The 14,337-nt window shown below is 69.3% G+C and carries 12 protein-coding genes and 1 tRNA gene; 9 read left to right on the top strand and 4 right to left on the bottom strand.

Features of this window, described 5'->3' with window-relative positions:
- Positions 1–349: 349 nt before the first annotated feature.
- Positions 350–1,732: an ammonium transporter gene (locus FBZ90_RS20210; protein ID WP_145734801.1), complete on the top strand. Its 1,383-nt coding sequence runs from the start codon at positions 350–352 to the stop codon at positions 1,730–1,732.
- An 82-nt stretch (positions 1,733–1,814) separates the two neighbouring features.
- Here the strand turns inward: FBZ90_RS20210 and FBZ90_RS20205 are convergent, their stop codons facing one another.
- Positions 1,815–2,933 carry an asparaginase gene (locus tag FBZ90_RS20205; RefSeq protein WP_145734800.1) on the bottom strand — a complete coding sequence of 373 codons (1,119 nt, stop codon included), beginning with the start codon at positions 2,931–2,933 and terminating at the stop codon, positions 1,815–1,817.
- Positions 2,934–3,025: 92 nt separating this feature from the next.
- Here FBZ90_RS20205 and FBZ90_RS20200 point away from each other — a divergent pair, with 92 nt between their 5' ends.
- Positions 3,026–3,628 (top strand): TrmH family RNA methyltransferase, encoded by a 603-nt coding sequence (locus FBZ90_RS20200; RefSeq protein WP_416211059.1) that lies wholly within the window; start codon positions 3,026–3,028, stop codon positions 3,626–3,628.
- Between the two features lie 214 nt (positions 3,629–3,842).
- On the top strand, positions 3,843–4,238 hold the full coding sequence (locus FBZ90_RS20195) for a hypothetical protein (RefSeq protein WP_145734799.1): 396 nt from the start codon (positions 3,843–3,845) through the stop codon (positions 4,236–4,238).
- Positions 4,239–4,449: 211 nt separating this feature from the next.
- Here FBZ90_RS20195 and gpt read toward each other — a convergent pair whose 3' ends face one another.
- The gene (gene gpt / locus FBZ90_RS20190; RefSeq protein WP_040845989.1) at positions 4,450–4,938 is read right to left on the bottom strand and encodes a xanthine phosphoribosyltransferase; all 489 of its coding nucleotides are present in this window, start codon (positions 4,936–4,938) and stop codon (positions 4,450–4,452) included.
- Positions 4,939–5,193: 255 nt separating this feature from the next.
- On the opposite strand from gpt, the gene FBZ90_RS20185 reads away from it, so the two are divergent.
- The 4 genes from FBZ90_RS20185 to FBZ90_RS20170 all read left to right on the top strand — a co-directional run bounded on the left by FBZ90_RS20185 (position 5,194) and on the right by FBZ90_RS20170 (position 9,073).
- Positions 5,194–5,270: transfer RNA gene (locus tag FBZ90_RS20185), tRNA-Arg, on the top strand.
- Between the two features lie 375 nt (positions 5,271–5,645).
- A complete protein-coding gene (locus FBZ90_RS20180; protein WP_145734798.1) occupies positions 5,646–6,197 on the top strand; it encodes a thioredoxin family protein in 552 nt (183 codons plus the stop codon).
- Between the two features lie 226 nt (positions 6,198–6,423).
- Positions 6,424–8,475 carry an ATP-binding protein gene (locus tag FBZ90_RS20175; protein ID WP_145734797.1) on the top strand — a complete coding sequence of 684 codons (2,052 nt, stop codon included), beginning with the start codon at positions 6,424–6,426 and terminating at the stop codon, positions 8,473–8,475.
- Positions 8,462–9,073 (top strand): response regulator transcription factor, encoded by a 612-nt coding sequence (locus tag FBZ90_RS20170; protein ID WP_145734796.1) that lies wholly within the window; start codon positions 8,462–8,464, stop codon positions 9,071–9,073. Before FBZ90_RS20175 ends, FBZ90_RS20170 begins: the two co-directional genes overlap by 14 nt.
- Before the next feature lie 9 nt (positions 9,074–9,082).
- Here the strand turns inward: FBZ90_RS20170 and FBZ90_RS20165 are convergent, their stop codons facing one another.
- Complete coding sequence (locus FBZ90_RS20165) at positions 9,083–9,769, bottom strand: winged helix-turn-helix domain-containing protein (RefSeq protein WP_145734795.1); 687 nt, start codon at positions 9,767–9,769, stop codon at positions 9,083–9,085.
- A 71-nt stretch (positions 9,770–9,840) separates the two neighbouring features.
- A complete protein-coding gene (locus FBZ90_RS20160) occupies positions 9,841–10,464 on the bottom strand; it encodes a winged helix-turn-helix domain-containing protein (protein WP_145734794.1) in 624 nt (207 codons plus the stop codon).
- Between the two features lie 195 nt (positions 10,465–10,659).
- Here FBZ90_RS20160 and FBZ90_RS20155 point away from each other — a divergent pair, with 195 nt between their 5' ends.
- Both FBZ90_RS20155 and FBZ90_RS20150 read left to right on the top strand, forming a co-directional pair.
- A complete protein-coding gene (locus FBZ90_RS20155; RefSeq protein WP_246130576.1) occupies positions 10,660–12,897 on the top strand; it encodes a TonB-dependent receptor in 2,238 nt (745 codons plus the stop codon).
- Positions 12,897–14,225, top strand: a complete 1,329-nt coding sequence (locus FBZ90_RS20150; RefSeq protein WP_145734793.1) for a histidine-type phosphatase — start codon at positions 12,897–12,899, stop codon at positions 14,223–14,225. The genes FBZ90_RS20155 and FBZ90_RS20150 overlap by 1 nt, the downstream gene beginning before the upstream one ends.
- Positions 14,226–14,337: the final 112 nt, after the last annotated feature.

The following is a 14,337-nucleotide window of genomic DNA, read 5'->3' as shown; positions in this document are numbered from 1 at the left end:
ATAAATTTTAGGCAGTTCACGCACAGTTTGCCGTCATAGGCACTGATATTTGATAAGCCGCGATGCTAATACGTTGATTTACCTGACACGCGGACGAAGATTTTGAGATAATTTCGCCCACCCTTTGGGCATGAAGCCCACCATACCGCCCCTGCCGCACCAATACAGCCTACAATTTAATCACCCGGCGACACACCGGCGCGCACCCAAGGCCCGGCACAGCGCCCGGATGTATCGCGGCACGAAGTTTGAAAGAAGGGGCGACGCGCTTTTTTGAGGCGCGGGTTCGCGGACGGCTGGCGGACCGGGCCGGTGACGGACTACGCGGTGACTGGGAATGGGGTGTGGGATGAGCGGTTTGGGTAAGCGTTTCCTGGGATTGGGCGCCATGGCGCTGGCGGCGGGCCTGCCCGCCCTGGCGGCGGCGCAAGACGCGGCGGCCCCGGCGGCCCCCACGATCAGCGGCGGCGACACGGCGTGGATGCTGATGTCCACGGCCCTGGTGCTGATGATGACCATCCCCGGCCTGGCGCTGTTCTACGGCGGCATGGTGCGCAAGTTCAACGTGCTGGCCATGGTGATGCAGAGCTTCACCATCACCTGCCTGGTCACGGTCATCTGGGCGGTGGTGGGCTACAGCCTGTCCTTCACCGCCGCCAGCGATGCCACCGACGCCAAGGAATTCATCGGCGGCTTCAGCCGCGTGCTGCTGGCGGGCATGGACCCCACCGGCACCCACGCCCTGGCCCCGACGATCCCGGAGCCGGTGTTCATGATGTACCAGATGACCTTCGCGATCATCACGCCGGCCCTGATCACCGGCGCCTTCGCCGATCGCATGAAGTTCTCCTCCATGCTGGTGTTCATCACCTTGTGGTCGCTGCTGGTCTACGCCCCGGTGGCCCACACCGTCTGGCACCCCAACGGCTTCATGGCCAAGCTGGGCGTGCTGGACTTCGCCGGCGGCACCGTCGTGCATATCAACGCCGGCATCGCCGGCCTGGTGGCCTGCCTGGTCATCGGCAAGCGCAAGGGCTACCCCAACGCCGACTTCAGCCCCCATAACCTGGTGCTGAGCCTCATCGGCGCCTCCCTCCTGTGGGTGGGCTGGTTCGGCTTCAACGCCGGCTCCGCCCTGACCGCCGGCCCCCGCGCCGGCATGGCCATGACCGTGACCCAGGTGGCCACGGGCGCCGCGGCCCTGGCCTGGGTGTTCGTGGAATGGGCCCTGAAGGGCAAGCCCTCGGTCCTGGGCATCATCTCGGGGGCCGTGGCCGGCCTGGTGGCCATCACCCCGGCCGCCGGCTTCGTCGACACCGTTGGCGCCTTCGCCATCGGCATCGCCGCCGGCGTCATCTGCTTCTTCACCGCCACCTCGCTGAAGAAGGCCCTGGGTTATGACGACAGCCTGGACGCCTTCGGCGTGCACGGCATCGGCGGCATCGTCGGCGCCATCCTGACGGGCGTGTTCGCCAAGATGTCCATCGGCAACAGCGAAGGCGCCTTCGCCGCCGCCCTGAAGGACGATCCCGCCGCCAAGCTGGGCCTGATCGAGGGCAATGTGGGCCAGGTGCTGACCCAGCTGGAGGGTGTGGCCTTCACCGTCGTGTGGTGCGGCGTCATCACCTTCATCCTGCTGAAGATCATCGACCTGGTGATCGGCCTGCGCGTCGATGAGGACATCGAGCGCGACGGCCTGGACATCGCCCTGCACGGCGAGTCCATCCACTAGAAGGGCGGGACAGCCCCAACGGAAACCGCCGCCGGGCACGACCTCGGCGGCGGTTTTCATTTGGGCCTGTGGTAAGCGACGGTCACCCCGCCGCCGCCGCGGTGGGACGGATTTCGCCGACGGTATCGCCCCGGCGGCTGGTGACCGGGGCGACGGCCAGGTGGGCGACGCCGTCCCACACCGTGTCGGGCAGCACGCCCAGGCGCTTCAGCACCGCCGCCATGGCCGGGCCGGCGGCGCGGGGCGCTCCGTCCTCGATCTTCAGGGCGATGCCCAGCCCGTGTTCCGGCAGGACGGCGCAGCACACGCCCTCCGCCCCCGACTTCAGCAGCACGGCGGAGTTGGCGGCGCGCATGACGTCGGTATCGAAATTGCCCGTACCGCCCACCAGCTCGGGGTGTTTGCCCCAGGCCCGGCGCAGGCGCAGCACCGCCGCCGCCCGCCGGTCGGGCAGGCTGTCGGGGTCGGCCAGGCGGGCCATGCCCAGGGCCAGGGCGCCCAGGGGCAGGCCGATGGTGGGGATGGAGCAGCCGTCGACGCCCCAGGGGGCGCGGCTGAGGTCATGGCCCGTCACCTGCTCGATGACGCCCAGGATGCGCTGCTGCACCGGGTGCTGATACCGGACATAGCCCGCCAGCTTCTCCCCCTTGTGCTTGGCCACGGCCAGGAAGCCGGTGTGCTTGCCGGAGCAGTTGTTGTGCAGGGCGGTGGGCTTTTGCCCGGCCGCCAGCAGGGCCGCCGCTGTTGGCTCATGCGTCGGCAGGTGGGCGCCGCACTCCAGGTCGTCCACCGACAGGCCCAGCCGATCCAGCCAGGCGGCCACGCGTTCGGTGTGCATGGCCTCCCCCTGGTGGGAGGCGCAGGCCAGCGCCAATTCCTCATCCGTCACGGCATAGGCGTCGGCCGCCCCGCTTTCGATCAGGGGGATGGCCTGCAAGGCCTTGTTGGAGGAGCGTGGGTAGACCAGGCCGTCGACGTCACCCCAGTGGGCCACCACGCGGGCGCCGGCATCGACCACGACCACGCGGCCGCGGTGGCGGGATTCCACCATGGCCCCGCGCGTCACCTCCACCAGGATGGGGGCGTCGGAGCGGTCGGGGATGTCCACCTGGCGCACCGTCGCCGGGTCATGGGCGGCAGGTTGATGGTCATGGCCGCCGCAGCAGCCGTCGCCGTGGGAATGATCGTGGTCGTCGTGCATGTGGCCGGCCGCCCTGGCTGGAGGATCAGTACGCCCGCGTTCTCCCCCGGCCGCGGCATGACTGCAATCCTGTTTCCCGGGGGGCTGGAACCTTGCCCAAGCGGCTTGCCTTGTGCAAGGTGCGCGACATGCGCGGATATTTCGCCCTGGGCGCCGAGGGGATCAGCAAGTCGGGCAACATCGGGACCATCATGCGCTCCGGCCACGCGTTCGGGGCGAGCTTTGTGTTCACCGTGAACGCCGCCCTGGACCTGGACGAGGTGAACCGGGTCGACACGTCCGGTGGGCAGGACCATGTCCCGCTCTACACCTATCCCAGCGTCTCGGCCATGACCCTGCCGGAGGGCTGCACCCTGGTGGGTGTGGAACTGACGGATGACGCGGTGGACCTGCCCAGCTTCCGCCACCCGCTGCGGGCCGCCTATGTCCTGGGGCCGGAGCGCGGCAGTTTGTCGCCGGCCATGCAGGCACGCTGCGACCACGTCATCAAGATCCCCATCAAGTTCTGCGTCAACGTGGCCGTGGCCGCCGCCATCGTCATGTACGACCGCATGATCTCCCTGGGCCGTTTCGCCGAGCGGCCCGTGCGCGCCGGCGGCCCGGTGGCGCCCGCCCCCACCCATGTCCACGGCCGGCAGAAGATCCGCAACGTGGACAGCAAGCGCATGCGCCCCCTGCTGGGCGGCTGGGAATAAACCCTTTGTATCAAGGGCGGACGCCTGGGAAACCGCGTCCGCCGTTCCCATATCCATGGTCTGTCATGAGTGGCCTGCCCGCCGCCGCCCACCCTGCCCAAGGGGCGCGCCTTTTCGCGGTCGCGGAGTCCTTCACCGCCCGGCCCGCGCGCGGCCGGCATCAGAGGAGACCGACGCCATGCCGTTCCGCCGGAATCATCATCCGACACCCTTTATGACCGTGGCCGTCGCGGCTGGCGCCCTGATGGCCGGCATGTTGCTGGCGGCCCCCGTCGGGGCGCAGCAGGCCGCCCAACCCGCCGCGGCGTCGCAGGTGGCGCCAGGCCCCCGCGTGGCCGAACCGGTGACACAGTCGGCTACCCCGCCGGCCGACATCATCATCACCCCGCGCGACTTCCCCAACCCGGACGAGAACGACGCCTTTCACCAGGCGGAGTATGAGCGGCTGAACGCCATCTACGGCAAGCCGGTGCCGCTGAACACCCGGGTGGGCACCTTGATGGACGTGCCCCAGGGCAAGTTGCCGCAGGACCGGTCCGCCCTGCGCGCCATCATCGCCGACCCGGACACCCCGCACCTGATCCAGGTGCTGTCGCCCGAGTCGAAATAAGGGCGCGACTGCGGGCGCCGGAGAGTTCTGGGGAGCCGAAGGCGACCTGGAAATCGAGGAGAGCCAAGCCGGCGGATGCTGACGCCCGGCGCTTGAGGGGGCATTTGAGCGGCCACGATCAAATGCCGCGCGATTGCCTTCCCCCTGAAACGCGAACGGCCCGCCGGAACACCGGGCGGGCCGCTGAAGCGCAGTGCAGGACGCCGACGGGTCAGTCGTTGCGGATCTGCATGTAGGCGATGGGGTTCAGATCCCAGGGGAAATGAATCCAGGTATCCTGCGACACCTCGGTGATGAAGGTGTCGACCAGCGGGCGGCCGGCCGGCTTGGCATAGATGGTGGCGAAATGCGCCTTGGGCATCATGTTGCGCACGATGGCGGCGGTCTTGCCGGTGTCGACCAGATCGTCGACGATCAGCCAGCCCTCACCCTCGCCCTCGACCGCCACCGGCGCCTTCAGGTTCTGGGCGGTGCGCTGGTTCTGGTGGTCGTAGCTGCTGATGCAGATGGTGTCGATCAGGCGGATGTTCAGTTCGCGCGCCAGGATGGCCGCCGGCACCAGGCCGCCGCGGGTAATGGCGACGATGCCCTTCCACGGCCCCTTGTCGCTGATGCGCCAGGCCAGCGCCTTGGCATGACGGTGCAGCTCTTCCCAAGTGACGGGGAAGTTCTTGGCGGTATCGGCGTGATGGGACGACATGGGGGCGGCGCTCCGCGAGACGGTCAAAAATTTAACGCAAGTGCAAGATCGGGTAGATAGCCCATCCCCATCGCCTCGACAATGCACGGCGACGCACCGGCGTCCCGCTCCCCATGCGCGTCCCGCAGGCGCCCCAGGGGCGCTCCACCGGGCCTCGTGAAGAAAATGCATCGGGAGCGAAAAAAGCTGTTGCGTCCCCCCCGATCATCCTCTACAAGCACCCACCTCACCGGCCGACACCGGCGAGACGAAAAAGCGCCCGTAGCTCAATTGGATAGAGCACCAGACTACGAATCTGGGGGTTGGAGGTTCGAGTCCTTCCGGGCGCGCCATTCGCTTCAATAGCCAGCGAATGATGATCTCAGACCGTTGAGTAAATCCGGTCATTTCCACTTCAGACAGCTCCTACCTTCATATTCGCTTTTTCCGTTTGGCACGCGTCTGGCGCCATCTCCCGTCGCCGTTCTTTGACTCAGCCGGTCGCCAGGCCTCCTGGCACCAGCGCCAATTCAACGCCCCACAATAACAAATTGTTAGTGTTTAATTATTCGCCATTGCATCACATTATTCGTCAAATGCTGGACGGTCATGCGACGAAGGGTGGGGATATGACCCTGGCGGGGCTTTCCCTTAAACCCATATCAGGCATAATGATCTGAATTCGCGCTGGGAATGGCGCGACCCCGCCCACGATCCAGGAGCCTGCGATGACCGTCCGCGCCACCTTCTCCGCCCTGGGCGTCGCCGCCCTGATGACCCTTCCCGTGCTGTTGCCCGTTGGCGCCGCGGCCCAGGTCGCCGCCCCGCAGGTGGGCGCTGTGGAATTGAAGCAGCCGCTGCCCTATCCCTATGACGAGACCATCGACAACGCCGCCGTGAACGCCCAGGTGGACGCCGCCCTGGCCAAGGCGAAAAAGGAGCACAAGCGCGTGCTGCTGGACTTCGGCGGCAACTGGTGCGGTGACTGCCGCGTGCTGGCCGGCCTGGTGGAACTGCCGGAGGTGCACAGCTTCCTGGACAAGAACTTCGTCATGGTGACGGTGGATGTCGGCCGTTACACCAAGAACATGGACGTGCCCGCCCGCTTTGGCGTGCCGAAGTTCAAGGGCGTGCCCACCGTGCTGGTGGTGGAGGCTGACGGCACCCTGGTGAACGGCGACGCGTCCTTCGACCTGACCGACGCCCGCCACATGGAGCCGCAGGCCGTGGTCGACTGGCTGGCCAAGTGGGCCAAGCCGGCGAAGACGGCGTCCAAGTAAAGAGTCCGGCGAAGACGGCGTCGCGCCGAAGACATTGTCGAAGGCGGCCCCGCGTGCTGCACGGGGGTGCCGTCACAAGACCGTAACGCAAGGGCCCTATCACAGGCGGACGAAGAATGTGTCTTCGTCCCACCCGTGATGGGGTCTTTTGCTGTCCGCCACCCTCCCTTCCCCGCCCGGCCCTTCCCCGCCCGGCCCTTTCCCGCCCGGCCGCTGGCCCTGGGTCTTGCTGGCCCTGTATCCGCTGGCGGGGCTGCTGGACCCGCTGCTGGTGTCGGCCGTGCCCGGCTGGGCGCCCTGGAACGTGCGCGCCGGCATCGGCCTGGCGCTGGTGATGCTGTGGGGGCCTGGGCGCCTGACCCTGGCCATGCCCATGGTCATGGTGGCGGCCGTGGCCGGTCTGGCGTTGCGCGCCATTGTGCTTCCATCCAGCATGCCCTTCGCCCCCGCCCTGGCCATCCCGACCCTGGCGGAGCCGCTGGTCTTCGCCGTCCCCGGCCTGCTGCTGGCCCGGCGCCTGCGCCGCGATGGCGACAGCTATGTGCTGGAGGATGCGGACGGCGTCACGCGCCTTCTGGTTCTGGCCATGGCCGGGGCGCTGGGGCAGAGCCTGTTGCTGCTGGCCCTGGCCCGGTTCCTGCCGGGCTGGCCCCTGGCCGGGGGCACCATGACCGGCTGGGACGGCAGGGCGATGGCGGCCGACCCGCTGACCGCCGCCCTGCAGCATTGGGTGGGCGACATGGCCGGGGTGACGGTGGCCGCCACCCTGGCCCTGATGGCGCCACGCCTGGCCCGGCGGCTGCGGCCGGCCCATCTGTGGCGGGCGCAAACCCTGGGCCAGATCGCCGGCATCTGCCTGTCGGTGGCGGTGATCTTCCCCCGCGTGGTGGGGTCACGCTTCTATCCGGTGTTCATCCCCCTGGTCTGGGTGGCGGCGGGCAGCGGCCTGCCCGGCGCGGTGCTGGCCCTGGCCGCCCTGGAAACCGGCCTGAGCCTGGGCATCGCCATCTGCGACATCCAGCCTTATCAGGCGCTGAAGCTGCAAATCCTGATGCTGTCGCTGGCCATGACCGGCCTGCTGCTGGGGGCGGTGATCTCGGAACGCGAGCGGGTGCGGGCGGCAGCGGCCAAGGGCGAGGCACGGCTGAAAACCCTGATCGAGCTGGCGCCGGACGGCATCGTCATCCTGGACACCGATGGCCGGGTGGAGGAGGTCAACCGCGTGGTCGCCGACCTGACCGGACGGGCGGCGGACAGCCTGCGCGGTCGGCCCCTGGCCGATCTGCTGCGCCGAGAGGGGGGCGAGGAATGGCTGGTGGCGGCCGATGGCGAACCCCTGCCGGTGGAATCGTCCCTGGCCATGGTGCCGGTGTCGGTGACGGATGAGGCCGGCGCGCGCATGGGCGTGCTGACCATCCGCGACATCTCCGCCCGCAAGCGCGCCGCCGCCGCGCTGGGCCAGCACCGCGCCGCGGCCGAGCAGGCCAGCCGCAGCCACCTGACGGAGGAGCTGGCGGCGGCCCTGGCGCATGAACTGAACCAGCCCCTGTCGGCCATCGTCAGCTACACCGGCGCCTGTCGCCGCGTCCTGGAGGCGGCGAGGGAGGGGGCCGAGCACGGCGCCAAGGCCCTGGACCTGATGGGCAAGGCCGCCGCCCAGGCGGAGCGGGCCGGCGCCATCATCCGTCATCTGCGCGAGTTCTACCGCACCGGCCAGGTGGCCAGCGCGCCGGTGCCCGCCAGTGACCTGGTGGCCGGCGTGGCCCGCCTGCTGGCGGATGAGGTGGCCAATGCCGGCGCCCGGCTGGACCTGGCGGTGGACGCCACCCTGACCCTGGCCATCGACCGGGTGCAGGTGGAACAGGTGCTGATCAACCTGGTGCGCAACGCCCTGGACGCGCTGGCCGAGGGCGACGCCACCGACCGCCGCATCCTGATCGAGGTGAGGCCGGCACTGGCGGCGCCAGACGGGACGGGGGACGGCGCCCGCGCGGAGGTGCGGGTGGCCGACACTGGCCCCGGCATCGCCGCCGAGGTCGCCGGCCGGCTGTTCGCCCCCTTCACCACCACCCGGCGCACCGGCATGGGGCTGGGGCTTAGCATCAGCCGCGGCATCGTCGAGGCCCATGGCGGCCGGTTGCAGGCCGGTGGCGACGCGCTGGGCGGGGCCGCCTTTTCCTTCACCCTGCCCCTGGCCACCCTGCCCCCGGGCACCCTGGCCAAACGCGAGCTGGTTCCCGCACCCCCTGCCGGCGAGGCGCCCCATGCCGCGGCCTGAGCTGACGCTGGCCATCGTCGATGACGACGAGGCGGTGCGCGACGCGCTGAGCGCCCTGTTCGAGGCGGAGGGCTATCCGGTGGCGACGTACCCGTCGGCCATCGCCTTCCTGGCGGCCGGCGCCGACGCCATTCCCGGCTGCGTCATCGCCGACATCAACATGCCTGGCATGACCGGGCTGGAACTTCAGGCCGACCTGGCGCGCCGCGGCTGTCCCCTGCCCATGATCATCCTGACCGGCCAGGGCGACGTGCCCAAGGCGGTGACGGCGCTGAAGGCCGGGGCGGTGGATTTCATCGAAAAGCCCTTCACCGTCGATGCCCTGGTGCGGGCGGTGGAAACCGCCATGGACCGCAGCGGCCATGCCCTGCGCCACCAGGCGCGGGCGGAGGCGGCGCGCGGCCGGCTGGACTCCCTGAGCGTCCGGGAACGGGAGGTCATGGACCTGCTGGTGGCCGGCCACCCCAACAAGGTCATCGCCTGGAAGCTGGGCATCAGCGCCCGCACGGTGGAGAACCACCGCGCCAAGGTCATGGAAAAGACGGGCTGCGACAACGTCCCCGCCCTGATACACCTGAGCTTGGAGGCGGCGGGTTAGGTAAAGGGCTTACGCGGCCAGGGCCTGGTCCGTGCCCGCGCTGGAGACCAGGCAGTACCCCACCCCCCGCAGGGTGTGCAGCAGGCGGGACTGGCCGGGGCCGTCCAGCCGGCGGCGCAGGCGGGAGGCCAGGGCGTCCACGGCGTTGTCGGCCACATCCATGTCGCCGGCCCACAGCCGGTCCAGGATAGCGGTGCGCGGCACCACGGCCCCGTCCGCCTGCAGCAGCAGGACCAGCAGCTGGAACTCACGCGACGACAGCAGGATGTCGCGGCCGGCGCGGCGCACCCGGCGCTGGCGCACGTCCACCGTCAGGTCGTCCAGGGCGTAGGCCAGGCGCGGCCCCTGCCGCTTCAGGCGTAACAGCGCCAGCAGCCGGTCCACCACCAAATCGCCGGGCAGGCCGGCGTCCACCTGGTCGTCCGCCCCCATCGCCAGCGCGCCGGCCCGGTCCGCCTGTGCGGCCCTATCGGGGTTGGCCAGCAATGTCACCACCAGGGCGCCGGGAAAGGTCCGTCGGGCGCGGGCCAGGCGATCGCGCAAGGGGCGGCCGTCCTCACCCACCACCACCACGTCGGCGGGACGCGGCGTCGGCGGCAGGGCGGCCAGGGTCTCCACCTGCCATCCCCGTTCCCGCAGCACCCGCGACAGCCGGGCGACGCTGGGCATGGCCTTGCCGATGAGAAGGGCGCGCATGGGGATCACCCGCTGGTGGAAACCATGGTCGCCACCCTAGGCGGGGCCCACCAGCGGAGATATCCGGTATATTACCTAACGCCCAGCTGATAGCCCCGGTGCCCGCGCGTGTGCAGGGGCACGGCCGTGCCCAGCGCCCGGCGCAGGCTGCGGATGTGGGCGGCCAGCCGGTCGGCGACGCCGGGCGCGTCCGGCGCGAGGGTGGGCCACAACCGGACCCGCAGGTCGGCCGCCGGCACCACCTGGCCCCCGCGCTCCGCCAACAGCAGCAGCAGGTCGAAATCCAGCGGCGCCAGGGCCAGGGGCCGCCCCCGCCACAGCGCCACCCGCCGGTCGACATGCAGCGTGAGGTCGCCCACACGCAGCGCCCGGTCCGCCGGCGCCGCCAACCGCGCCAGCAGGGACAAGGCCGCCGCCACCGCCGCGGTGCCCGAGGACAGCGGCAGCACCATGTGCGCCCCGGCCCGCAGCAGGGCGGACTCGACCGCCGCGTCCGCCAGGCACAGGACGGGCGCGTCCACCGGCCCGGACGGATCGGGAAGATGGGCCAGAAGGGCGTCGGCGCGGGCGGCCACCAGCAGCCAGACGTCGGGTGAGGCATCGGCGACGGCCTCCCACCCCAGCGCCGCCAGGTCCGCCAGCAGCGCCTCGGCATTCCAGTCCAGCGCCGTGAAGGCAAGACGTCCCGTCATCATCCCGTCATGCAATGGTCAAATGAAATTCACAAGAAACAGGGCGCGTCTTAAGACCCTGCGATCACAGAGAAATTGTCGATACCTGAACTTTCCGTCAGGCTTCCGTCAAGATTCGCATCCGGTCCCGACTGTACCAGCGCGGCACGCGATTTTGCAAAGCGCCGTCCAAGGTGCCGCGATCAACGAAGGGGGACGATGATGACGACGAAGCCGGAGACCCGCCCGAACCGGGCCAGACTGATGATGGGCGCCGCCGCCGTGGCCCTGGCGCTGGCCGCCCTCGCCCCACCCGCCCGCGCGGCGGACGCCCCGGCGGCGGACGCGGAAATCGCCGAGATCGCCGTGGTGGCCAAGGTCATGCGCGTCTCGCCCTCCAACGTGCCGCTGGAGGCGACGGAGCCCACCTCCATCGTCCCCGAGGGCTTCCTGCGCGACAACATCGTCCCGCTGTCCAGCTTCGACGACATGGTGAAGTTCCAGCCCAGCGTTTATGCCCAGAGCCCCAACGGCCCCGGCCTGGGCAAGGCGGAGACGCTGAGCCTGCGCGGCTTCCAGGACAGCCAGTTCAACATCACCTTCGATGGCATCCCCTTCGGCGACGCCACCGACCTGCACCACACCAGCTCCGCCCTGTTCGTGGCCCATGACATGGGCCAGGCGGAGGTGGATCGCGGGCCCGGCACGGCCTCCACCATCGGCAAGGCCACCTTCGGCGGCACCCTGGGCTTCCTGTCCAAGACCCCATCGGAAGACCCGGGCGTCACCGCCTACGGCACCTATGGCAGCTGGAACACCAAGGGCATCGGTGGCGAGGTCGATACCGGCCGCACCGTGCTGGGCCGCATGTTCTTCGACGTGCAGCGCACCACGTCCGACGGGTACCTGACCGGGGCGGAGGAACAGCGCACCAACTATTTCTTCAAGGATGTGCTGGACATCGGTGAGCGCACGACGGTGACGCTGGTGGCCAGCAAGAACCATTCGTTCGAATACACCACCCAGGGCGTCACCCTGGCCGACCTGGCCAAGTACGGCGACAATTGGGGCCTGGGCAACAATCCCGCCGCCCAGTCCTATTACAAGTACCAGCCCAGCCGCTACAGCTCGGACTTCGACTATATCCGGGTGCAGTCGGAACTGACGGACAGCGTCAAGCTGGACAACACCGCCTACACCAACGGCTTCGGTCACCATTACAAGGAATCGTCGGACGCCAGCGACAGCAACCCCAAGGATGTGGGCGTCACGTTCTACAATGCCGCGGGCAAGAAGGTGGCGACATATGCCAGCGACATCCCGGGCAAGGAGGCCAACGCCAACTACCGCACCTTCGGCGACACCCTGCGCCTGACCGACAGCCTGTCCTTCGGCGACATCAAGGCCGGTGTCTGGTACGACCGCCAGCTGGATCACCGCCATTCCGAATCCTACGACTGGACCCAGGGCGTCCTGGTCACGGGCAAGTACGGCACGCCCTACACCTACAAGTACCGCGACCTGAACACCACCTGGCAGCCCTATGTCGAGTTCGACTGGAAGGTCACGCCGGACCTGACCCTGATCCCGGGCGTGAAGGTCACCAGCTTCACCCGCGATGTCGACGCGCTGTACAACAAGACCAAGCCGCCGGCGCCGCTGAACTACAGCGAAACCTATACCGAGCCCCAGCCGTCCATCGCCGCCCACTACACCATCGAGGAGGGCTGGACCGCCTACGCCCAGGTGGCGAAGGGCTTCCTGGCGCCGCCCATCGATGTCTTCCAGGTGGCCAAGATCGCCTCGATCAAGCCGGAAGAGACCATGAACTACCAGGTCGGCACCGCCGTGCAACGTGGCCGGTGGATGGTGGGCGCCGACGCTTATTACATCGACTTCAGCAACTACATCTCCACCAGCCAGGTGCCCGGCACCACCGAGACCACCTTCGTCAACGGATCCGGCGCCATCTACAAGGGCCTGGAGCTGGAGACTCAGTACGCCCTGACCGACGCCCTGTCGCTGTATGCCAACGCCAGCCTGAACCACGCCCAGTACAAGGACAATTACGTCTGGGTGGCGGACACCCCGCAATGGATGGCCACCACCGGCGTCATGTACGACAGCCCCGAAGGCCTCTACTTCTCCGCCATCGGCAAGGTGGTGGGGCCGTTCTACGGCCAGGACAACACCACCGACGCCAAGACCGGCCAGCCGGACTTCGCCAACGCCTACCGCATCCACCCGGTGTTCACCGCCGACGTGTCCGTGGGCTGGCGCCTGAAGGACCTGGGCTATCACCTGGTGGACGTCACCCCCAGCCTGAAGATCGGCAACGTGTTCGACACCCACCGCATCAACGGCTTCGCCGGCACGCAATCCGCCACCGGCCAGGCGCTGTACTGGACGACGCCGGGCCGCAGCGTGTTCTTCAACCTGTCGGTCACGGGGTGGTGATGAGAAAAGGCCTGATTCTTGGCCTGGCGGTCGGCCTGGTGGCCGGCTCCGCCTGGGCCGCCCCCACCGCCAACTCCGCCACTCCTGCCTCGCATGAAGTCCTGGAACGGGTGGTCCTGCTGTCCCGCCACGGCGTGCGCAGCCCCACCAAGGGCCTGGCCGAGCTGCGCCGCCTGTCGGACCAGGACTGGCCGGCCTGGCCCGTGGATCGTGGCATCCTGACCCCCCACGGCGCCGACGCCATCCGCCAGCTGGGCCTGTACCTGGGCGCCCAGTACCGGCAGCGCGGCCTGTTGGGACCCGACCGCTGCCCAGCGGGTGGTCCAGCGGGCGGTCCGGCGGGCGATCAAATCTTCGTCTGGGGCGACAGCGGCGACCAGCGCACCCGCGCCAGCGCCCAGGCCCTGGCCGAGGGGCTGGCCCCCGGCTGCGGGCTGAAGGCCCAGGGCCTGGCGCCGGACAGCCCCGATGTGCTGTTCGATGCCGCGTCCGGCGGCGCCTGTCCCATGGATGCCGCCGAGGCCACCAAGGCGGTGGTCGCGGCCAACGGCGGCGACATCGCCACCGTGCCGGCCAGCATCGCCCCGGCCCTGGCCGCCCTGGTGCAGGTGGTGGCGCCCAAGGCCTGCGCGTCCGGCGCCACCTCAGGTTCCCCCACCGGCCAGGCCTGCTTCGCCACCGGCCCCGCCAAGGTGGTGGACAAGGGCGGGGAGGTGAAGGTGGACGGCCCGCTGGCGCGGGGCGCCATGCTGGCCGAAAGCATCTTCCTGGAATATGTGCAGGGCATGCCGGCCGACCAGGTGGGCTGGGGCCGCGCCGGCACGCCGCAGGCCCTGGCCGCCATCCTGCCGGTGCACGACTATCAGGCCGACCTGACCCGCCGCACCCCCTACATCGCCAGCCACAACGGCGCGCTGCTGGCCCGGCAGATCGTGGCCGGGGTGACGGGCGGAACGGCGACCGCCCCCTTGGCGCCGGTACCGGCGGGGGCCAAGCTGGTCTCCATCCTGGGGCATGACACCAACCTGTCCAACGTGGCGGGCCTGCTGGGCCTGGACTGGACCCTGCCCGGTCAGCCGGACAAGACCGCCCCCGACACCACGCTGGCGTTCGAGGTCAGCCGCGATACCGTCACGGGCCAGCGGTATGTGCATGTCGCCCTGTACTACCAGACCCTGGACGACCTGCGGCAAGCCGCCGCCCTGACGGCGGCCCATCCGGCGGGTAAGGTTGATTTGCCCTTGCCCGCCTGCGGCGGTGATCGCTGCACGGTGGAGGACTTTGTCGCCCTGGTGCGCAAGGCGGTGCCGGCGGCCTGCTGGCACTGAGGGTCTGGGTTCGGGCGGGATGCCGGTTTCCCATCATCCACCGTTGTACCGCCCACAGACGGGCGCCCTTTCTGGAGCGTGAGGGCGCCCGTTTCTTTTGACGATCCGACCC

This window comes from Nitrospirillum pindoramense (genome assembly GCF_007827955.1).
Classification (GTDB): Bacteria; Pseudomonadota; Alphaproteobacteria; order Azospirillales; family Azospirillaceae; genus Nitrospirillum; species Nitrospirillum amazonense_B.
Note: the sequence above shows the minus strand (reverse complement) of the source record. Positions and strands in the feature narration are given on the sequence as shown.